General features: G+C 51.3%; 18 protein-coding genes and 1 other RNA gene. 4 read left to right on the forward strand and 15 right to left on the reverse strand.

Annotated elements, in window-relative coordinates:
* Positions 1-6 precede the first annotated feature (6 nt).
* The 5 genes from tdcC to ACWKX3_RS16160 form a co-directional block, all read right to left on the reverse strand.
* A complete protein-coding gene (gene tdcC / locus ACWKX3_RS16140) occupies positions 7-1,338 on the reverse strand; it encodes a threonine/serine transporter TdcC (protein WP_006178708.1) in 1,332 nt (443 codons plus the stop codon).
* A gap of 10 nt (positions 1,339-1,348) precedes the next feature.
* The gene (tdcB, locus tag ACWKX3_RS16145) at positions 1,349-2,338 is read right to left on the reverse strand and encodes a bifunctional threonine ammonia-lyase/L-serine ammonia-lyase TdcB (protein ID WP_006178709.1); all 990 of its coding nucleotides are present in this window, start codon (positions 2,336-2,338) and stop codon (positions 1,349-1,351) included.
* A gap of 100 nt (positions 2,339-2,438) precedes the next feature.
* Entirely contained in the window at positions 2,439-3,359 is a 921-nt protein-coding gene (tdcA, locus tag ACWKX3_RS16150) for a transcriptional regulator TdcA (RefSeq protein ID WP_006178710.1), read from the reverse strand.
* A gap of 840 nt (positions 3,360-4,199) precedes the next feature.
* Positions 4,200-4,895 carry a hypothetical protein gene (locus tag ACWKX3_RS16155; protein ID WP_454542070.1) on the reverse strand — a complete coding sequence of 232 codons (696 nt, stop codon included), beginning with the start codon at positions 4,893-4,895 and terminating at the stop codon, positions 4,200-4,202.
* Positions 4,896-4,971: 76 nt separating this feature from the next.
* On the reverse strand, positions 4,972-5,160 hold the full coding sequence (locus ACWKX3_RS16160; protein WP_454542071.1) for a hypothetical protein: 189 nt from the start codon (positions 5,158-5,160) through the stop codon (positions 4,972-4,974).
* A 180-nt stretch (positions 5,161-5,340) separates the two neighbouring features.
* Here ACWKX3_RS16160 and ACWKX3_RS16165 point away from each other — a divergent pair, with 180 nt between their 5' ends.
* The 3 genes from ACWKX3_RS16165 to ACWKX3_RS16175 all read left to right on the forward strand — a co-directional run bounded on the left by ACWKX3_RS16165 (position 5,341) and on the right by ACWKX3_RS16175 (position 9,064).
* Positions 5,341-6,096, forward strand: coding sequence for an OB-fold protein (locus tag ACWKX3_RS16165; RefSeq protein ID WP_454542072.1), 756 nt, complete (start codon positions 5,341-5,343; stop codon positions 6,094-6,096).
* Between the two features lie 391 nt (positions 6,097-6,487).
* The gene (locus tag ACWKX3_RS16170) at positions 6,488-8,239 is read left to right on the forward strand and encodes a hypothetical protein (RefSeq protein WP_454542073.1); all 1,752 of its coding nucleotides are present in this window, start codon (positions 6,488-6,490) and stop codon (positions 8,237-8,239) included.
* Positions 8,240-8,485: 246 nt separating this feature from the next.
* Entirely contained in the window at positions 8,486-9,064 is a 579-nt protein-coding gene (locus ACWKX3_RS16175) for a recombinase family protein (protein ID WP_454542074.1), read from the forward strand.
* 220 nt (positions 9,065-9,284) lie between these two features.
* Here ACWKX3_RS16175 and ACWKX3_RS16180 read toward each other — a convergent pair whose 3' ends face one another.
* The 9 genes from ACWKX3_RS16180 to ACWKX3_RS16220 form a co-directional block, all read right to left on the reverse strand.
* Positions 9,285-9,947 carry a YagK/YfjJ domain-containing protein gene (locus tag ACWKX3_RS16180; RefSeq protein ID WP_454542075.1) on the reverse strand — a complete coding sequence of 221 codons (663 nt, stop codon included), beginning with the start codon at positions 9,945-9,947 and terminating at the stop codon, positions 9,285-9,287.
* Positions 9,948-10,220: 273 nt separating this feature from the next.
* On the reverse strand, positions 10,221-10,547 hold the full coding sequence (locus ACWKX3_RS16185) for a hypothetical protein (protein ID WP_454542076.1): 327 nt from the start codon (positions 10,545-10,547) through the stop codon (positions 10,221-10,223).
* A 296-nt stretch (positions 10,548-10,843) separates the two neighbouring features.
* On the reverse strand, positions 10,844-11,188 hold the full coding sequence (locus tag ACWKX3_RS16190; protein ID WP_454542077.1) for a hypothetical protein: 345 nt from the start codon (positions 11,186-11,188) through the stop codon (positions 10,844-10,846).
* 93 nt (positions 11,189-11,281) lie between these two features.
* Positions 11,282-12,730 carry a tyrosine-type recombinase/integrase gene (locus ACWKX3_RS16195; protein WP_454542078.1) on the reverse strand — a complete coding sequence of 483 codons (1,449 nt, stop codon included), beginning with the start codon at positions 12,728-12,730 and terminating at the stop codon, positions 11,282-11,284.
* A 242-nt stretch (positions 12,731-12,972) separates the two neighbouring features.
* An RNA gene (rnpB, locus tag ACWKX3_RS16200) (RNase P RNA component class A) lies at positions 12,973-13,351 on the reverse strand.
* Positions 13,352-13,383: 32 nt separating this feature from the next.
* On the reverse strand, positions 13,384-14,529 hold the full coding sequence (gene garK, locus ACWKX3_RS16205) for a glycerate 2-kinase (RefSeq protein WP_006178713.1): 1,146 nt from the start codon (positions 14,527-14,529) through the stop codon (positions 13,384-13,386).
* Positions 14,530-14,588: 59 nt separating this feature from the next.
* On the reverse strand, positions 14,589-15,479 hold the full coding sequence (garR, locus tag ACWKX3_RS16210) for a 2-hydroxy-3-oxopropionate reductase (protein ID WP_006178715.1): 891 nt from the start codon (positions 15,477-15,479) through the stop codon (positions 14,589-14,591).
* Between the two features lie 20 nt (positions 15,480-15,499).
* Positions 15,500-16,270, reverse strand: coding sequence for a 2-dehydro-3-deoxyglucarate aldolase (gene garL / locus ACWKX3_RS16215; RefSeq protein WP_454542079.1), 771 nt, complete (start codon positions 16,268-16,270; stop codon positions 15,500-15,502).
* A gap of 15 nt (positions 16,271-16,285) precedes the next feature.
* Positions 16,286-17,620 (reverse strand): MFS transporter, encoded by a 1,335-nt coding sequence (locus tag ACWKX3_RS16220; protein WP_006178718.1) that lies wholly within the window; start codon positions 17,618-17,620, stop codon positions 16,286-16,288.
* Positions 17,621-18,032: 412 nt separating this feature from the next.
* Between ACWKX3_RS16220 and garD the strand changes: the two genes are divergently transcribed.
* Positions 18,033-19,604 carry a galactarate dehydratase gene (garD, locus tag ACWKX3_RS16225; protein ID WP_454542080.1) on the forward strand — a complete coding sequence of 524 codons (1,572 nt, stop codon included), beginning with the start codon at positions 18,033-18,035 and terminating at the stop codon, positions 19,602-19,604.
* A gap of 92 nt (positions 19,605-19,696) precedes the next feature.
* Here garD and ACWKX3_RS16230 read toward each other — a convergent pair whose 3' ends face one another.
* Entirely contained in the window at positions 19,697-20,500 is an 804-nt protein-coding gene (locus ACWKX3_RS16230) for a DeoR family transcriptional regulator (RefSeq protein ID WP_006178723.1), read from the reverse strand.
* Between the last annotated feature and the right edge of the window lie 57 nt (positions 20,501-20,557).

Below are 20,557 nucleotides of genomic sequence, written 5' to 3' on the forward strand. Positions count from 1 at the left end.
TTTGGGTTAGAACAGTTTGTAAACGATATTCAGAATGGTCAGCAGGCCGACCGCAGTAACGAAAATGTTCTCCGCTCTGCCTTTATATTTCGCCAGCGCCGGTGCCTTGCGGATGGCATACATCGGCAGCAGGCACAGCAGTGAGGCGATGATTGGCGCACCCATGGCTTCAATAAGGTCGAGAATGTTCGGGTTGGCGTAGGCCACCACCCAGGTTGACCCCATGATGAATACCATGCTGATGGTGTTCAGTTTGCCGACCGAGACGTTCTTCTTGTCACCCTTGTAACCAAACTTCAGGATCAGGCCGTTCAGCCCTTCCAGGGTGCCCAGGTAGTGGCCAAAGAAGGATTTGAAGATCGCCACCAGCGCGATGATAGAAGCACCGTATTCCAGTACCGTCGCGAAGGTAGATTTGCTGCCCGACATCGAAGCAAAGTGGTTCGCCAGATAAGAGAGCACCGGAATGTTCTGCGCTTTGGCTTCCGCCATGTTCTGTGGGGAGAGCGTGAACAGGCAGCTAAAGGCAAAGAACATCACCACGGCGACCATCAGCAGGCTGGCGCGACTGATGATTTTGGAACATTTCTGCTCGGTGAACGCTTTGCCAAACTCCGGCTCGTACTCTTCGCGTTTGGAGACCACAAACGAGGAGACGATAGGCGAGAAGTTAAAGGAGAAGACCATGATGGAGATCCCCAGCCAGACCGTCACCAGAATGCCGTCGTGCCCGGTAAAGGCGATATCGCTCAGGTTGACCTGGTCGATCACCGCCGAGTTCCAGTAGGGGATCAGCGACAGGGAGATCAGCACCAGACTGGCGATAAACGGGAACACCAGGAAGCTCATCACCTTCACCATCAGGTCTTTACCAAACCAGATCACAAAGGCCATCAGCAGCAGCAGGAACAGCGCCACAAAGCCACGGTTAAGCGCCGGGAGCTGCAGTTGGTTTTCCCAGAAGGTCATAAAGGTGTTGGTAATGGTGACGCCGTAAATCCACAGCAGCGGGCAAATCGCAAAGAAGTAGAGGAAGGTGATCACCACCCCACCGGTCTTGCCGAAATGCTCTTCCACCGTTTCGGTGATGTTCCCGGAGACGTTGCTCCCGGACAGGCACAAACGCGCCAGCGCGCGGTGGCAGTAAAAGGCGATGGGATAGGCCAGCACCAGCATCAGCAGGATCGGGATCAACCCGCCAAAGCCTGCACGTATCGGGAAGAACAGCACGCCTGCGCCAATGGCGGTACCAAACAGGCCCAGCGTCCAGGTGGTATCAGACTTACGCCATGCGGACGTTTTTGTCTGGCCAACGATAATGCTTTCTGTGTTGCTCATAGGTCATCCTTTATGCGTCAACGAAGCCGGTAATTTGCGAAACGCGGGAAAGATCGATATTGCCGCCGGAAATAATGCACACCGTTTTGCGGCCCTGAATATAGTGGTCCAGTTTGCCGCTTAATAAGGCGGCACAGGCCAGCGCGCCCGCCCCTTCTGTCACCACTTTATTTCGCTGAATAAGCGCAATCATGCTGTTGCGAATGTCATCCTCGCTGACCAGCACAATGTCATCGACTAACTCACGAACAATGTCGAACGTTAATTTACCCGGGCGAGAGACATCGCAGCCGTCGGCTAATGTGCCGGTTACACGGTGATTAATGATTTCTCCGGCTTGCCAGGACGCCGCCATACCGTGAACGTTTTCTGACTGCACGCCGATAATATTAATGGTTGGGTTAATGGATTTAATGGCCGTAGCAATGCCGGCAATTAATCCGCCGCCGCCAATAGGCACAATCACGTTATCCACATCATAGAGATCTTCGAGAATTTCCAGGCCAATCGTTCCCTGCCCGGCAATGACCTTAGGATCATCATAAGGCGGGATAAAAATGCGCCCTTCCATCTCAACGATTTCGCTCACTTTCGCGATGGTATCGTTGAAGTTTTCGCCGTGGAGCACCACCTCGGCGGAGTAGTCGCGCGTAGCGGCGACCTTGGATTTCGGTGCGCCCATCGGCATGACCACTTTGCCATCGATACCGAGCATGGCGCAGGAGAGCGACACGCCCTGAGCATGGTTTCCGGCGGAACACGCCACCACACCTTTGCGTTTCTCCGCCTCCGTGAGCGAACTGAGTTTATTAAACGCACCGCGAATTTTAAAAGATCCGGTGCGCTGCATATTTTCAAATTTCAGAAAAATTTCACCCTTGCAGCGTTCGCTGAGATAATTTGATCGCGGCATTCCGGTTTTATAAACCTTACCGGCCAGGCGTTTTCTGGCATCCTGAATATCTTCGATGGTCACCGGGAGGTCGTAGGTAATGTGCATAATATCCTCGTTATAATAATTGATTGTTTTCAGGCAAAGTCAGGGTATCAGAGCGCTAAAACGACACGCTCCGGGTGTTTTTTAAACTGTTGTTACGATTTCATCGTCGTCGTTCGATATTCATTGACGAATATTGTTTCGCCAGTTCGACTAATACCGAAGCGGATTTTTTAATACTGTAATTTTTGGACCACACCGCGGCGTAACGTGCCACGGGTAATTCATCTTCAACCGGCAGCATAATAAACTGGTCAGAACCGAACGGCGCAATCATGTCGCGAGGAATAACCGTCAGGTAATCGGCATTCAGGACAAGGTTATAAATGGTGACGACCGAATCGGTCTGGACGATATTTTCAATGCTGATGTGGTTGTCTTGCAGGGTAGTCAGAAGTTCTTTGTAGTAGCCCATATCGGTTTGCGGCATCACCCACTGTTCATGCGTGAGCGATGCCAGTGTAGTCGAGCCGGTGCACGTTCGTGATTTGCTGGCGACCAGCACAAACTCGGACTCAAACAGCGGCTCCACGTGAAGATCCTGCAGCAGCATCTCGTCGCTCAGCGTGCCGATAGCAAAATCCAGCCGACCATCGCGAATGGCGGGCAGGAAAGAGGAGAGCTGCGCTTCATACATGGATACCCGCGCTTTCGGGAACACTTCCTTGAACTTTTTGATCATCTCCGACAGAAAGGTGAAGCCGATGAGCGACGGATAGCCGAATGAAACGTCCATGACGGTGCTAAAGCTGAGGCTGTTAATTTCGCTCACCATGTTCTTCATCTCTCGGGTGATCGACTCTGAGTACGACAGCAACACCTGGCCTGCGGCAGTGAGCTTTACGCCGGTATTTTTACGAACCATCACTTCGACGCCGAAGTAGGATTCGATATCGCTGATGATTTTGCTGACCGCGGGTTGCGTCAATCCCAGTTGTCTTGCAGCAGAACCTATGGAGCCACTTTTAATGACTTCCTGAAATACCACGAGATGCTGTGTTTTCGGTAGAATAATAGTGTTCATAATATTCTGCGCTTATTTCCCTATGACGGGGCGAATTCTACCCAATATTGTTTCAGGGGGTATGTGCTGTTACTCACAATTTGCCTTTACGCGCTTTCACCACTCATAATAAAAAGCCATTAAATTTCTTTTTATTCAATCAGTTAAACAAAAACAAACACGCTATTTGGCTGATATTGATCAACAAAATCGCAGGTAATAAAAATATTTTATGGTGATAACTGAGATGAATTTCTTGGATATATAAGCGGCAAGAAAGGCGATATTTCAAGCAATTAAAGACTACTAAGTAACCATTATTTTATTAAAACATTCCTGTATTTTATCAAATAAAGCGATAACGAATGATTGCTGCCAAAGTAAAGAGTGGAGCGGGTCACATATTCACATGGCAAATGTATTGAATTTCAATATATACATTTCAATTACGAAAACTTTCACTCTCATTCATGTAACAATATTCACATCAGAACAACACTGCGAATCGTCACTTTTTTAGCGTGAAATTTTGTGATTGCGATCGTCTACGGATGATGACCTGCCAGCAAAACGGCGTTGGGAGTGAAATGTGCTTAATGTCGCAAATTTGAGAATTGATGTCGTTTACCGGGGTTATGGGTAGTACGGCGCTTAACTGGCCAACGACCGACAGATAGCAAATCATGTAGCGCAGGTAGCAAAAACCCCGCCGAGGCGGGGTTCTTTAAGAAGTTGAAGCTGACCGATAAGGCGGCTTCGTTCATCCATACGTCAGGCATCTGCGGCGCTTGAGTTGTCTTGTATCGCAGACTGTATCGCACTTTGTGTGGCAGATAAAGCCAATCAGCGACGGTTCATTCTCTACTCTTTCTTATTGGCTTGCCTGCTTTCCCATTCTTCTCTAGCCATTTGAAGCTGCTCATCTCTCAGCTTTTTTTCGTCAATTCTATCTTCTGAGTCATATATGTCTGTTTGAATTCGCCTCGTACCTTTCGCGATATGCTTCCAGTCCTCACGAATTCCTTTAATTTGTTGTGAAATTTCTGTCATTGGGTTTTTGGCACCCAATTGACTAATACCAGCAAAGGAAGCCATGTCGTATGTATAACTCATGATCTCTTTCACCGTAGAGTTTGGTTTTTTGGTCCAGCTAATGCTGACTTGGAATACCTTACCTTCTATCTGTTTGTATTCACATAGATTACTGGTCATTTGTTGACCATTTCTTAAGACACTTATTTGCTTTAAAGGGATAATTTTATCTTTTCGATGGGAGGCATTTTCAAGGGGAGGATCAAATGTGACCTCAATGTTGAAAGCTGGCGCGTTTCCGGTGTTAACGACACTGATATCAAAGTAAAGCATTGACCATGCGTTAGGTTCCAGCGTTGCCACTACTTGAGGCTGCTCGGAAGCGTCGACCATTCGCTTTGTCTCTTCTGCCAAGATACGGGTTACACGCCATAAGAAAAAAGTTGCTATGGCAGTTAACAGTGCAGCAAAAGCAGAAATGAAAGTGCTGATTTTATCAATGTGCTCTAAGAAATATGGAATCATTTTGTTCGTACCCTATGGCTTACCCCTATTGATTTTCCCATATTGTATGCTGCTGTGAGTATTAATTGGTTGAAATCTACTCACTTTCACTTACATCAAAACTTTTCGAATAAGGGCAACGCTTCGACTTAGTGATGTAGATGAAGCTATAAATACTATTGGAGTAGACGCACAAGGTTCGCCCGTTCGCAGTGGTCGTCTGCTCTGGTTTGCTCATAGTTATGCGTCCGGCGCTGGCACTGAACACAGCAAGAATAAACCCCATCTACAGCACTTTTCTTACCATCTCTAAACCTCCATTGAAGTGGATTTCTGCCGTCTTTCTGCAAGCGGCGTATGTAGGATGCATCTCAATTATTGATCTATAAAAACGATCGATAATATAATTTCGATCGATAAAATCTATTATTAATTTTAACGGTCAAGTCTGCATACAGGAAGAAGCATGAAAAAAATTATTGCGTTACCTCTGGTGTTCTGTTCATTCGCGTCTTTTGCCGATGTGGCTCCAACAATGGATGTTCAACCATACCGTGAGTATCTGGCTGCTTATGTGAAAAAGCTGATGATCGCCGGGTGTGAGCAGACCTTGAAAGGTGATTCTGAGGACGTATTGATCGAACGAGCCGCGCAGGGGATGAAAAAAGATACTGAGAGTTACAACACTGTTTATAACTCGGTCATCTTGGGCGCAGGCGCAGGTAAAGGACTCAAAGAGAAAGGGAGGCTGATTACGAAAGAGAAGGTTGAACTTACCAGTTGCGATAAATTTGCCTCGTATGTCATGACGGAAAAAAAAGATCTTATAAAGGCGGTGGTTGCTGGTTTGGTTTCACCAACTAAGTCACAAAAAACCGCAGCAGAATCAAAGGTGACAACTTCAGATAGCAATGTTTACCGTACTACTGCGAAAGACCTGGCGGCAATGTATGAAGAAAATGAAGTTGCAGCCGATGACGAAATTGGTGGTCGCAAAGTGGAAGTCACTGGGATTGTTCAGGATATTACGAAAAATTTCGCGAATGATGTGATAGTCCGGTTTGAAAGCGGTAATCGGTTTATGCCTACCAGCCTGAGTATGGAAGACACGGAGAAGTCGAAAGCGTCGAAATTGAAGAAAGGACAAAAGATCGCCATTACATGCGAAAAGATGCAGTTGTTCATTGGTGCCCCATCGGGTCGCAACTGTACATTTAACTAATCTGCCGTATTGTCTGCCGGGGTGATACTCGGCATCTTACCCAACGCCCCCGCCGAGCCAGCTCACGATATCCCCCTTCCTTGTCCATATCCAGCGGCGAAAATATCACAGCAGATTGTTTGATCGGCCAGACAGATTTTCATCGTCTGTAAAGTATGCCGTCAATCTTTATGAAATATCAGGAGGTACGGGCGTTGACTACTCAATACCTCGAGCCTTGCTCATAAGAAAAATCAGGGATATAACGTTTTTTGCATGATTTTTTTGCGTACGGCTGGATCGATGTAGTTAGTTGCATTAAATGGTATTTTGAAGTCAGGTATAGCCTGCTTAACAGACCGAGTGCAGAACGTTTGATTAGTCAGTTATGCTCATGAGGGGTTAACGACAGATGGATAAAGATTGGATTCTTCAACAGAAAGAGACTCGACGTACATTTTCCAAATCAACTTGGATACCTTTGCGGCAAGCGTCAGATAATGAGCAGGGAAATGTTAAGGATATTGGCTATATCAATGAATTTTTTGGGTGTGGATCAGTTGCATTTCCGCCTGAGAATCGGGAAGTCGCCGAAGGCTTGAGCTGGGGCGAAATCGGGATTGGTACAACCATATCACCTTACGCATATGAGGATGGGCATTATTCTACTATTTATGAGTACCAATATAATGATAAAGAACCGATTGGCATTCACTTAGTTTTGGAATTGCCTCTGCCAGTAGTCGGAGGAAGACAGTGGATACTCAATCCTGACCTTGTTGCCGCACTTCGTCTCATTAAAGAAGGAGAACAATGGGTCAGACCAGAAGAAAATTTTGTAGTTGTCGCTCGTGAAGTTCTAGATGAAAACGGTGAGCAGCGTCTGATCGAAATTAAGAGAGAATTTTTACTCGATTACTTAGCGGCAAGAAATCTGTCGTTACGGCTCTCTTATTACCGTCAACGAGTGGAAAATGTAGCTTCACTTGCAACTAGCCCGTATATGAATTTGGAAAGCTACAAAGAACAGCGTGATGGTGGGCGATACGAGCTACTTATCCGCGAAGTAAATGATGTTTTCGGTGGAAGTTGGGCGATGTTCCGTACATGGAGAACTGATGTTGACGAAGATGAAGATGCACCGGTAATGGGGCCTGAAACTGACGAGAATACTGCCTATGAAAAATCTCAAGGACAAAAAGGTGGATTCCAGGGGGTTCGAGTCGAGGGTGAATTCTGGCGAGATGAGTGGATAGAACACCAAGGTGTAAGCTCGCGCGTAAGAGGCGATTTAGATAGAAATTTGCCTAATTTTATCGTTGATACCGATGGAACTCGCTTAGCATCGACTGAATTAGATAACGAAAATGTTGGAAGATGGTTGTGGTTTAGAACTAGTATTGTAAGCGAGTTGCTTGCGTTCCGAGGATTTTCACTCAGATGGTATTCAGCAGAAACGGGGGGCATCGTTTCACCTTCCGGATATTCGATTCATTTTGGTATAAATTCTTCAGATCTGATAACCATCTACGCTTATGATGTAGCTCGGCTTCCTGCCTGGGAACAGCACATTTGGGCGGCCCATAATGTTGTTCCTGATGGGAAAGTTTCAAGCGAGTTATTAGACTCACAGGTGAAAACTCAACCGGCATCTACCCACGCGGTTGAAGACCTTTTGTTCAAAGTTATAGACATGTTAGAGGATGGTTTTCGAGAGGTTTTCAGTGTTCCTCTTTTCACTCATAACATTGATAGTGCTGAGTCTATGAAGCATATATCACGCTTTGCGAGTAAGGATCAGGCTTCCCTTTTGAGGTTAGCAAAAGAGCTTGTACGTATTTTTACTGATAGGTTAGATGTGCGCGAACTACGTAAACTTTCGACACACACGAATAAAGACAAGCTGGGTTCAAATAAACTTCTTGAGGATGTTCTGGCTCAAAAAGTTGGGATAGAGGTAGCTCGCAAGGTTTTTGGCCCTATCGCTGGGGCATACGATATGCGTGTAGGTGATGCTCACCCTACTAGTTCAAAAATCGGGGACGCATTAAGGCTCGTTGGTATTGATGACAGCAGTTCATACCTGAAGCAGGGTGAACAGCTAATATCCCATTTTGGTCAATCAATTTGGTGGATTGGAAAGCTGCTGTTTGAAGAAGACTGAACACGGTGATATCGCTTCAGCGGCGGTGCTTGACAGGCATGAATCATTGCGTAATCTATCGCCGTTTTTTTCTAAATCATTTTTGTGAGTGTCGCTAATTTAGTTGCTTGATTGGTGTCAATAATCGTTCGTTTTATGATGCCAGCAAACACCCCGCAAAACAGGTATCAATAAAATAGGGTATTGACATAATGATACCAATCATAAATTATGATACCGTTTTTGATACCAGATAAGGGGAAAATTATGAGCCGCACCTTTGCATACTGCCGAGTTTCCACCAGTGAGCAGGCGACAGAAAACCAGATTGTAGCCATCCGTCAGGCTGGTTATGACATTCTTGATAGTCGTGTGATATCGGAAACTGTATCCGGTGGCGTGCAGGCAATGCAGCGTAAAGGCTTTGCCGATATGGTCACCCATAAACTGGAGAAAGGCGATCGGCTGGTGGTGTTGAAGCTGGATAGGTTGGGCCGCGACAATATCGATGTGCAGCAAACTATAGCGATGCTGGTGGACAAGGGGATTGATATAGTGTCGTTGGATCTGCCCGTCCGTGATCTTGCCAGCGCGGAAGGAAAGCTGATGCTGCAAATGTTTTCAGCTTTCGCGGAGTTCGAAAAGTCCCGCATAATTGAGCGTACCAAAGAGGGTCTTGCTCGGGCTAAGACTGAGGGTAAGAAGTTGGGCCGTCCGGCTGCGGTAGATACCGTTAAACGTGTGCAGGAAGCCAAAGCAAAGGGACTGAGCCAATCCAAGGCAGCGCTTGACTTGGGTTTGAGCCTGCCAACAGTCAAACGTAACTGGAACATCAAAGGAGCATAAGCCGCCGCCGCAAATCCCTTTTTTGTCCCATAGCCTCGCCGGTGCACGGGGCTTTATTTTATAAATTACATATCGTTATTTATAATTTAATCTGAGAAAAGCGGCGTCGTGCGGATCGCGGTGGGCATTGGTGCGTCTGCTGGCGACAAATTTGTCATGGGAAATGACCCCCAAATATTTTTTCGTGTGCGTAAGGCTGGCCCGGTGGGGGTGACCCCGGTTAAGCGGTGGTCTTTATTTTCAACTTTGATGCTGAAAACATACGCTGCCCATCTCCAGTGGAGTATTTCCCTCGGGCCTTGGCGAGGTAAGAGACACGCTCAACCAGCTTCACCAGCGATGAGTGATCCTCCCGGTTGATAGTGTATGAGTCATCACATAGGTGGACGCGACCAGCCAGGGTTGTCAGTTCACTCCAGAGTGTGCTTATCAGTCCGAACGTGCCCTCATTGCCGAATCCGGCAACTCTGACCTGGAAGTGCGGCAAGGCTATCCAGCAGTGGTAATGAACCTGTTTTGCCTTCTCTTTCTCCCTTACCCAGCCGTATGCAAATTTCTTGATTGGCTGTCCGTTCCATGCCTTTGCGGTGAACTTGCCGCGTAAGCGGGTAAACAGGTCACTGATTAATTTATTGCTATCTGATACGGGCATTCCTGACGGGACTGACAGGTCGAACCGGAAGGCGAAGACTTTGCTGTAATGGGACTGCATCGCGCAGAGCTGGGTAATGAAGGTATCCATTATCTCCTGACGGATCGGCGCGTGACGCTTGCTGTCAGGTTTGAAATTCAGGTTGTATTCTTTGTCGTTGAAGGTGTAGTTAGCTGAGTGGATAAGGTGATATCTGCCGTTGTCGTAATGGCTGGTTACTGCATGAGTCAATGATCCTCCAGTTGATGGTTGGTATGTACAGGTATTAATAAGAACCAGTACGTTTACTGCCTTAGTAAAGTCTCCCGATGCCGCGCCACTGCTGACGCGGAGATGTACTTATTGCCAGATTTTTCACTCAGAAAAGTTTCGGCGATACGGGGATAGATTTGTACCTGTCCGGGTTGGCTTCCCGGATTTTTCGAGCGGCGGCTATAGCTCGCTCCAGCGCGTCCGGGTCGATATGTGCGGGCGCTGGTGGCCCGCTTTTTATCTTGGTAACTGTCATACGGTCGCCCCGGTCAGGAGCATATCTTTGAGGCGCTGGCGCATAGCGTCCCGTTCTGCTGCGGCAGCTTCCTCTGCACGGCGCTGTGCCTCGTCTGCTGCGTCCTGCACCAGCTTGTCCACTTCTCTCTCGATCGCGGCGGCCAGCTCGTTATGATATGTATCCTCCACCTGCCGTTTCAGGTCAGCTCTCTCCTGCTCCACCAGCTCCGCCGGTTTGCGAAGCGTGATACTCATATTCCCCGTACCGGCAAGGTAGACCGACTGCGGGATAGCGATATCGTACCTCCAGCCCTCCAGAATCCGCTCTTGTAGCTGTTGCATTGCAAGTGCTGCCGGAGCATTAAAACGCTGTGTGGTGCTGGTGGCAGTGTACCGTTGGACGGCGGTATCTATACGTGCGGCCAGCACGGCGGCGTCGGGTTTGAACCTGGCGGCGGCTTCGCTCAGGAATGTCTGTAAATCGCTCTCAGCAGCCCTGTGGGCGGTCTTTTTTGTCATGGGGTAATCCTCTGTAATCGTTCAATAAAGGCCATAGCAGGCCGCTGGCGCTCTGTGGTGAGCGTCATTTGGTGTGACCGTTAGTGCGGTCATCTTTTCGGTGTTTGTGTATCGGATGGTCAGGTGTATTCGCCGTGAAGGCTTTGTCCGCACGCCGGGCAATGTTGCTGCCTGTCCGGTGTAAACCGGAACCAGCGAGTCACGTCCCCGCGTCCGAATGTCACTCCCGCCAGACGATTAATTTCGAGCGCAGCCAGTACCCGGTAAGCAGTCGATAACGGGAGGTCAACGAAGCGGCTGATCATCTCAGCAGTAACGGGAATGTCGGTTGTGTTCAGGTAATACAGGACGCTGATCCGTGGGGCAGTTGCGCGAAGGTCAACGGTATTTAGTATTGTTGCCAGGTTGGTGCGTTCTGCGTCATCGGGTGACGTAAACGGTGCTGGCATGGGCGTTACATACATTATGCTCCTTTGATTGTTGAGGGAAGGGATTGAACCCTACCCTATGATTTTACACGATTTATTAGAAAATCGCAACGTAAACGAGAATCATTATCACATTGACCAGTCAAGCTCTTTCACTACGGGCAGTAAATCAGAAACCGTATATCGGTGGGTGTAGCGCTGCGTCTGGCCTATCTGTGAATGCTCATGCCCCACCACCTGTTGCACAAGTAGTGTGTTATTGGTCTTTTGTGCTTCGGTGATAAAAGTGTGACGCAGACTATGGACGATACGGCGGCTTTTATAATCGTCCATATACTCGATACCCAATGTTTCACGGATAACGTGGAAAATACGGGTAAGCTGTGTATTGTTGGTTATTTGAGGAAAGAGCTTTTCATTCGGCCTTTTCCCTTCAAGGTAATTCAGAAAACCCATATCGATAAGACGAGGGGCAAGCGGGACTTGTCGCGTTCCTGCATCAGTTTTGCTGTCCTCGATCATAATGTAGTGCCACTGGCTGTCATCATCGAAACGAACGTCCGATACAATCAGTTTCGATATCTCAGCACGTCTGGCCCCTGTGTATGAAAGTAACAAGAACACCCATTTCTTCCAGTCTTCGAGTGTCGCAAAGTGCTCAACCAACTTCCGCATCTCTGTACGGCTATAATTGCCATAGCTCTTGCTTTGAGCTTCGTATCTGACGCTGTTCGTTGGAGGGGTCTCAAATACTCCAATCTCCACGGTCAGGTAGGTGGAAAATAGTCCCTGACATAGTTTCAGGTAATCTTTGACCGTTTTGGGGGACACGACATCATCCTCCGGGACATCATCCAAATCCAAGCACTGTTGGATCGTCATGCTGTTGTATGGCCTCTTGTTCTGACGCGGAAGCCCCTCCACTATTTCGAGCAAATTTTTAATATCGCGCCGGGTAATGTTTGTTACCGGGGTATCAGCCCCAAGCACTGACTTAATAACCTCAAAGTACTTTTCATTGCCCTGTCTAATCTTCGGTTTCCAGTCGGATTTAAATTTAAGGAATCCCATCCACGCCTCGGACAAGGTTAACACCTCTTCTTCGGCGCTATCTGACGGAGTAGTTAACGACGCAAAGGTCACTGGAATGCTTTGCTTCATGCTGGCAAGAGTCTGTGAATAACCAGCAAAATCTTTGCGTAGAAAAGCGGACAGTGCCGATTGTGACTGATGCAGGGCAACAGAATATTTTGCTGCGGCATCTGCTATCGCCGTTTCCATTCCGTCGATATCAAAGCCGGACGACAAGGACTTTTTGAAATAAACCTCGGTCGCGGATTCTTCACCACTAAACAGGACATCCTGGTAATAATTTTGGAAGAAGGACGAACTGACTTCTTTCAGGCCCACTGGCGTGGGTGACGTAGCGAGTTCCAAACGTTCTAAACGAGCCTCCGCAGGGATAGATTCGACGTAGGCAAGGATTTCAGCATTCAGACCCGCAACAAATAAATCGATATCCTGCAAGGTAAGTTTTTTCATCGTTCTTATGATTTCCGCAAATTGCTGTCGCGTCATCCTACCAAGCCTGAACATAGATATGTAAGGCGCGAGACGAGAAATCATTACTCGACAACGGCGAGGACTATCAGTCCCTAAAGAGCAGCGGAAAAACTGGCGAACGGGCAGGCGAAAGTAGACATAGTAAATGTCGTTTCTGCGAAGGGTATGGGGGATGTAGCAACCGTTGGTGTATCCCATTATGTATCTCATTTCTGCTTCTGAGCGCCTGAGATACACCAACGTATTGTTTTGGAATGAGTTGAAGCTGACCGATAAGCCGGGTTCTGTCGTGGACAGTCATTCATCTAGGCCAGCAATCGCTCACTGGCTCAAGCAGCCTACCCGGGTTCAGTACGGGCCGTACCATGTGAACCCCTATTTGGCCTTGCTCCGGGTGGAGTTTACCGTGCCACGGACTGTTGCCAGCCGCGCGGTGCGCTCTTACCGCACCCTTTCACCCTTACCTGATCCCGCTTGCGCGGGCCATCGGCGGTTTGCTCTCTGTTGCACTGGTCGTGGGTTTCCCCCCCAGGCGTTACCTGGCACCCTGCCCTGTGGAGCCCGGACTTTCCTCCCCTCCGCCCGTCTCCCCCCGAAAGGGGACGACGACGAAGCGGCGACTGTCTGGTCAGCTTCGGCGCGAAGTATAGAGGGTTTGCGTCTCGCTGTCACCCTTGCGTGCGCATCCCCACCTGCAAAGTGGCGGCGATATTGCGCGAGGCGCGATAAATATTGTCATAGGCCCCGCGAAACGCCTCCTCCAGCGAGCCAATACTGGTCAGCACGCTGAACACCGCGTCGATGCCATACTGATGCACCACGCCGACGTCCTGCGTCAGGCTTCCGGCAATGCCGATCACCGGCTTATGGTATTTTTTGGCGACGTTCGCCACGCCCACCGGCACCTTGCCATGAATGCTCTGGCTGTCGATGCGCCCTTCCCCCGTCAGCACCCAGGTACAGTCATGGATATGCTCTTCAAGGTTGAGTGCCTGGGTGACAATCTCAATGCCGCTCTTCAGCTCTGCGCCGAGGAAGGCCATCAGCGCCGCCCCCATTCCGCCTGCGGCCCCCGCGCCCGGCACCTGTTTAACATCGATGCGCAGGGATTTTTTAATCACGTCGGCATAATGGCTAAGATTGGCGTCGAGTTCGAGGATCATCCCCTCGGTCGCCCCTTTCTGTGGGCCAAAGATCCGCGACGCACCCTTTTCGCCCACCAGCGGGTTCGTCACGTCACAGGCGACGCGGATCGTGCAGCCTTTGAGCCGGGCATCCAGGCCCGTGAGATCGATACTGTTCAGCGCCATCAGGCTGCCGCCGCCATAGCCAATGTCCGTGCCGTTCGCGTCGGTGAGCTTCGCGCCCAGCGCCTGCATCATACCCGCCCCGCCGTCGTTGGTTGAACTTCCGCCGATGCCGATAATAATGTTGCGTGCGCCTTTATCCAGCGCACAGAGGATCAACTCGCCCGTGCCGCGCGAGGTGGTCACCAACGGGTTACGCCGCGTGGGAGGCACCAGCGCCAGGCCGCTGGCCGCCGCCATCTCGATAAAGGCGGTGCCGCCATCGCCAGACATCCCCCAGCAGGCATTGACCTTCTCGCCCAGCGGGCCAGTGACCACGGCATGCTGTTCTGTGCCCCGGGTCGCGGCAATCATCGCTTCGACTGTCCCTTCTCCACCGTCAGCAACAGGCACAGAAACATAAAGTGCATCGGGGAAGATTTCCCGAAATCCTTTTTCAATCGCCTGTGCTACCTCGGTGGCAGAAAGGCTTTCTTTATACGAGTCTGGCGCGATTACGATTTTCATAGTTGTAGCCTGTTACTACACAACGCCCGGCAGGCGTAGCGCCGCCGGGCAGGACGTCATTAGCGAGAGACTTCCACCTTCGCCAGCTTTTCGTAGTAGCACGCAATCGCGCTATGGTCGGCGGTGCCCAGACCGTCGGCGCGCAGCGCCTGCATCATCTCCATCACCGCGGCGGTCAGCGGCAACTGCGCGCCCACGCCGTGTGAGGTATCCAGCGCGTTCGCCAGATCTTTAATGTGCAGATCGATACGGAAGCCCGGCTTGAAATTACGATCCATCACCATCGGCGCTTTGGCGTCCAGCACGGTACTGCCCGCAAGGCCGCCACGGATCGCCTGATACACCAGGTCCGGGTTAACGCCGGCTTTGGTTGCCAGGGTCAGGGCTTCAGACATCGCGGCGATGTTCAGCGCGACAATCACCTGGTTTGCCAGCTTGGTGACGTTGCCCGCCCCGATTTCACCGGTATGCACTACGGAACCGGCCATCGCTTTCATCAGGTCGTAGTATTTGTCGAAGATGGCCTTATCACCGCCGACCATGACGGAAAGCGTGCCGTCGATGGCCTTTGGCTCACCGCCGCTTACCGGCGCATCCAGCATATCGACGCCCTTCGCTTTTAGCGCTTCGCTGATCTCGCGGCTCGCCAGCGGGGCGATAGAACTCATGTCGATCACCACCAGGCCCGGCTTCGCGCCCTCGATAATGCCGTTCTCACCCAGCGCCACCTCTTTGACGTGCGGGGAGTTGGGCAGCATCGTAATGATGACATCGCACTGTTCGGCAATGGCTTTGGCCGTGGTCGCGGCTTCTGCCCCGGCCGAAATAACCTCAGCCACCGACTCCGGATTACGGTCAGAAACCACCAGTGAGTAACCGGCTTTGATGAGATTTTTGCTCATGGGCTTGCCCATGATCCCCAGGCCAATAAATCCGACTTTCAGCGTCATAATCTTTTCCTCGATGATGGTTATTTTTTAAAAGCGTCCGCTAATTTCTGCGTGGCCGAGCGGAACACGCCGAGATCGCTACCCACGGCGACGAAGGTTGCCCCCCACTCCAGGTAACGACGGGCGTCTGCCTCAACCGGTGCCAGGATGCCGCACGGTTTGCCGTGTGCTTTGGCGCGGGCAAAGATGTGCTGGATGGCGCGCTGCACCTCCGGGTGCCCGGCATTGCCGAGGTGGCCGAATGCAGCCGCCAGATCGCTTGGGCCGACGAAGATGCCGTCCACGCCGTCGGTCGCCGCGATAGCATCCACGCTATCAACGCCCTGCTGGCTCTCGATCTGCACCAGGATGGTGATGTTCTTGTTGGACTGCGCGAGGTAGTCCGGCACGGTGCCAAACATATTGGCGCGATGCGAAACGGACACGCCGCGGATGCCTTCCGGCGGGTAGCGGGTAGAGGCCACGGCCTGCACCGCCTCTTCTTCACTTTCCACAAACGGGATCAGGAAGTTGTAGAAACCGATATCCAGCAAACGTTTGATGATCACCGGCTCGTTAGTCAGGACACGTACCACCGGCGCGCTCTGGCTGCCTTTCAGCGCCATCAGCTGCGGGATAAAGGTGCTGATGTCGTTCGGCGCATGTTCGCCGTCCAGCACCAGCCAGTCGAAACCGGCAAGACCCAGCACTTCGGTACTGATGGGGTTCGCCAGCGCAGACCAGCAGCCAATCTGGATCTGGTGTGCCGCGAGGGCCGCTTTAAATTTGTTCGGGAAGATATCGTTACTCATCGCTTATACCTTTGCTTATTTCTGCAATTCCATACGTTTGATGTCGCCTACCACAAACAGGTAGCAAACCATCGCCATCAACGCTGAACAGCCCACGAATACCAGCGCCGCGTTGAACGAATGCAGCTCGCTGACCAGATAACCAATGACCAGCGGCGTCGCGATAGACGCCACGTTACCAAAGACGTTAAATACCCCACCGCACAGGCCGACAATCTCTTTTGGTGCGGTGTCGGAAATGACCGGCCAACCGAGTGCACCAAATCCTTTACCGAAGAAGGCCAGCGCCATCAGCGCTACCACAAGCGTGGTGTTATCGGTGTAATTACACAGGATGATGGAGGACGCCAGCAGCATGCCCAGCACAATCGGCAGCTTACGCGCCAGGGTGATCGACTTGCCCTGCTTAATCAGATAGTCCGAGAACACTCCGCCGAGCACGCCACCGGCAAACCCGCACAGCGCCGGAATAGAGGCCACCAGGCCCACTTTCAGAATCGACATGCCTTTTTCCTGCACCAGATAAATCGGGAACCAGGTGAGGAAGAACCAGGTGATGGTGTTGATAAAGTATTGACCAAAAAAGACGCCCAGCATCATGCGATTGGTCAATAACTGTTTGATGTAATGGAGCTTAGGCCCGCTGGCAACCTGCGCGCCCGGCTTTTTATGATCCATATCCACCACGGCGCCGCCTTCAGTAATGAAGTTCAGCTCCTGCGCGGACATCCGCGGATGGTCGGTCGGGTTATGGATAAACTTCACCCAGATGCCCGTCAGGACAAAACCGATCGCGCCCATCACGGTGAACACATGTTCCCAGCCCCAGGCGAAGGTCAGCCAGCCCAGCAGCGGAGAGAAGATCGCCAGCGAGAAATACTGCGCGGCGTTAAACAACGCGGAGGCCGTCCCGCGCTCTTTGGTCGGGAACCAGGCCGCCACAATACGGGCGTTCGCCGGGAAGGACGGCGCTTCAGAGAAGCCGAGCATAAAACGCATGACAAACATCGACACGCCCGCCCAGGCCAGGGGGAAAACGTCCACAAAGCCCTGCAGGAAGGTGAACAGCGACCAGAAAAACAGGCTATAGGTATAGACCTTTTTGGAGCCAAACTTATCGAGAAGCCAGCCGCCGGGGATTTGCATCAGCAGGTAGGCCCAGCCGAATGCGGAGAAAATATACCCCATTGAGACGGCGCTAAGCTGCAGCTCTTTCGCCACTTCCGTACCGGCAATCGACAGCGTGGCACGGTCAGCGTAGTTAATGGCCGTCACGATAAAAATAATAAGCAGAATTAAATAGCGGGTAGGCATACCCTTTCTAGATTCTACGGTCGTATCCAGTATCATGTTTATTTCCTCGGGCACATCGGGAGTTTTATATTTATAATTTTAGGAAGAGTCTCTCCTGATTATTTATCGATAGCAGCTCATATCAGGTAATTAACCAGACGCAATGAAATCGTGATTCAGTATAGCCACCGTCCAATGGCATCACATTGGATTAACGCTCAATTATTACGGCAATTTTCAATAATGTTTTGAGCATATGCACAACGTACTGGGCGCTGATGCACAGAATCATCGATAACCTGCCGGGTGGCGTGTTCTCTCGCCTGACGAGGTGATCTTGATCACATTTTTATATCCCAGGTCCTGACATTCTTTATTTAGAAAGCAGCGTCTTTATTTCGACAATAAGAAAATAAATACACATCTGGCTGCATTTATTATCAGACACTTTGCTGGAGAATACTGAACAATGGCCGACATTGAAATTCGACAAGCATCGCCAACGGCGTTCTATATTAAAGTTCACGATACCGATAACGTGGCGATTATTGTCAACGACAACGGCTTAAAAGCGGGGACGCGTTTCCCGGACGGGCTGGAATTAATTGAGCATATTCCTCAGGGGCATAAAGTCGCACTGGTGGATATCCCGGCTCACGGTGAAATCGTGCGTTACGGCGAAGTGATTGGCTACGCGGCGCGAGCCATTGCCCAGGGAAGCTGGATTGAGGAGTCCCTGGTTGAGCTGCCAACCGCGCCGCCACTGAACACCCTGCCGCTGGCGACCCGCGTACCGGAGCCGCTGCCGCCGCTGGAAGGCTATACCTTTGAAGGCTACCGCAATGCGGACGGCAGCGTCGGCACCAAAAACCTGCTCGGTATTACCACCAGCGTGCACTGCGTGGCAGGCGTGGTGGATTTCGTGGTGAAGATCATTGAGCGCGACCTGCTGCCGAAATACCCCAACGTCGACGGCGTGGTGGGTCTGAACCATCTCTACGGCTGCGGCGTAGCCATCAACGCCCCCGCTGCCGTGGTCCCGATTCGTACTATTCACAATATCGCCCTGAACCCCAACTTTGGCGGCGAGGTTATGGTGATTGGTCTGGGCTGTGAAAAACTCCAGCCTGAGCGCCTGCTCCAGGGCACCGAAGATGTCAAAGCCATTGCGGTCGACGACGCCAGCATCGTGCGCCTGCAGGACGAGCACCACGTCGGCTTTCGCTCAATGGTTGACGATATTCTTCAGGTGGCAGAGCGTCATCTCAACAAACTGAACATGCGCCAGCGCGAAACCTGTCCGGCTTCCGAGCTGGTAGTGGGCACCCAGTGCGGCGGCAGCGACGCGTTCTCCGGCGTGACCGCTAATCCGGCGGTCGGCTATGCGTCCGATTTGTTAGTACGCTGCGGGGCGACGGTGATGTTCTCCGAAGTTACCGAAGTACGCGATGCCATTCATCTGCTCACGCCGCGCGCCGTCAATGAAGAGGTCGGCAAACGTCTGCTGGAAGAGATGGCCTGGTACGATAACTATCTTGATATGGGCAAAACCGATCGCAGCGCCAACCCCTCGCCGGGCAATAAAAAAGGCGGCCTGGCAAACGTGGTGGAAAAAGCCCTCGGTTCGATTGCGAAATCTGGCCAGAGCGCGATTGTCGAAGTGCTTTCGCCGGGCCAGCGCCCGACCAAACGCGGCCTGATCTATGCGGCAACCCCCGCCAGCGATTTCGTCTGCGGCACGCAGCAGGTGGCGTCAGGCATTACGGTACAGGTCTTCACCACCGGGCGCGGCACGCCGTACGGCCTGATGGCAGTACCGGTGATCAAAATGGCGACCCGCACCGAGCTGGCAAACCGCTGGTATGACTTAATGGATATTAACGCGGGCACTATCGCGACTGGGGAAGAGAGCATTGAGGAGGTGGGCTGGAAGCTGTTCAACTTTATTCTGGATGTGGCGAGTGGACGTAAGAAAACCTTCTCCGACCAATGGGGACTGCACAATCAGCTGGCGGTGTTTAACCCGGCGCCGGTGACGTGATTATTCCCCTCACCCTGCCCTCTCCCCAAAGGAGAGGGTGAAAATCGCACCGAACGGTTCCCTCTCCCCGTCGGAGAGGGTTAGGAAGCCCTTTAAACCAGCACCACTTCAATCCCGCTCTTACGCAGCCCCTCCAGGCTTTCAACCGGTATCCCTTCGTCAACGATAATCATATCAATTCGCTGCGTATCGATAATTTTATGCAGGCTGGAGCGGTTAAACTTGCTTGAGTCGGTCACGACAATAATACGCTCGGCCACTTCGCACATTTTACGGTTCAGGCGGGCCTCGTCCTCGTTGTGCGTGCTCACGCCGCGATCGAGATCGATGGCATCAACCCCCAGGAACAGCAGGTCGAAATGGTAGTTCTGCAACGACTGTTCCGCCTGGTCGCCATAGAAAGATTGCGACTGGCGTCGCAGGTGTCCACCGGTCATCAGCAGTTCTACCCCATCCGCTTCCAGCAGAGCATTCGCAACGTTCATACCGTTCGTCATGGCAATCACATCCGTATGCTGGCGCAGCATGCGGGCGATTTCAAAGGTGGTGGTACCGGAGTCCAGAATAATGCGATGCCCCGGCTTCACCAGCCCGGCCGCGGCCTGGGCGATGCTGCGTTTCACCGCCGTGTTCAGCGAGCTTTTGTCCTCAACGGAAGGCTCGACCCCGGCGGCAGTGCCTTCGCAAATGAGTGCGCCGCCATAGGCGCGAACCGCAATCCCCTGCTTCTCAAGAAACGCAAGGTCGTTGCGGATGGTCACCGTCGACACGCCGTATAAAGAGGAGAGATCGTTCACCTGCACGCTCCCCTGCGCCCGCAACCGCTGAATAATGTGTTCTCGCCTTTCACTGGTCCCGGTGATGCGCTTCTCTGCGGAGGAATCGGTGCTGCTCATGCGAGCTCCTTAATCAATAAACTTTCGTTTCATTTCGTTTTATCTATTAACGCCTTT

Source organism: Enterobacter sp. UPMP2052, from assembly GCF_053709675.1.

Excerpts from the sequence above, each read along its gene's own strand:
- tdcC (WP_006178708.1), bottom strand. The coding sequence starts at position 1,338 with ATGAGCAACACAGAAAGCATTATCGTTGGCCAGACAAAAACGTCCGCA.
- ACWKX3_RS16175 (WP_454542074.1), top strand. The coding sequence starts at position 8,486 with ATGAGCCGCACCTTTGCATACTGCCGAGTTTCCACCAGTGAGCAGGCG.
- ACWKX3_RS16195 (WP_454542078.1), bottom strand. The coding sequence starts at position 12,730 with ATGACGCGACAGCAATTTGCGGAAATCATAAGAACGATGAAAAAACTT.
- ACWKX3_RS16165 (WP_454542072.1), top strand. The coding sequence starts at position 5,341 with ATGAAAAAAATTATTGCGTTACCTCTGGTGTTCTGTTCATTCGCGTCT.
- ACWKX3_RS16185 (WP_454542076.1), bottom strand. The coding sequence starts at position 10,547 with ATGCAACAGCTACAAGAGCGGATTCTGGAGGGCTGGAGGTACGATATC.
- ACWKX3_RS16220 (WP_006178718.1), bottom strand. The coding sequence starts at position 17,620 with ATGATACTGGATACGACCGTAGAATCTAGAAAGGGTATGCCTACCCGC.
- ACWKX3_RS16170 (WP_454542073.1), top strand. The coding sequence starts at position 6,488 with ATGGATAAAGATTGGATTCTTCAACAGAAAGAGACTCGACGTACATTT.
- tdcA (WP_006178710.1), bottom strand. The coding sequence starts at position 3,359 with ATGAACACTATTATTCTACCGAAAACACAGCATCTCGTGGTATTTCAG.
- ACWKX3_RS16160 (WP_454542071.1), bottom strand. The coding sequence starts at position 5,160 with ATGGGGTTTATTCTTGCTGTGTTCAGTGCCAGCGCCGGACGCATAACT.
- ACWKX3_RS16230 (WP_006178723.1), bottom strand. The coding sequence starts at position 20,500 with ATGAGCAGCACCGATTCCTCCGCAGAGAAGCGCATCACCGGGACCAGT.
- garD (WP_454542080.1), top strand. The coding sequence starts at position 18,033 with ATGGCCGACATTGAAATTCGACAAGCATCGCCAACGGCGTTCTATATT.
- garR (WP_006178715.1), bottom strand. The coding sequence starts at position 15,479 with ATGACGCTGAAAGTCGGATTTATTGGCCTGGGGATCATGGGCAAGCCC.
- ACWKX3_RS16155 (WP_454542070.1), bottom strand. The coding sequence starts at position 4,895 with ATGATTCCATATTTCTTAGAGCACATTGATAAAATCAGCACTTTCATT.
- tdcB (WP_006178709.1), bottom strand. The coding sequence starts at position 2,338 with ATGCACATTACCTACGACCTCCCGGTGACCATCGAAGATATTCAGGAT.
- garL (WP_454542079.1), bottom strand. The coding sequence starts at position 16,270 with ATGAGTAACGATATCTTCCCGAACAAATTTAAAGCGGCCCTCGCGGCA.
- garK (WP_006178713.1), bottom strand. The coding sequence starts at position 14,529 with ATGAAAATCGTAATCGCGCCAGACTCGTATAAAGAAAGCCTTTCTGCC.
- ACWKX3_RS16190 (WP_454542077.1), bottom strand. The coding sequence starts at position 11,188 with ATGTATGTAACGCCCATGCCAGCACCGTTTACGTCACCCGATGACGCA.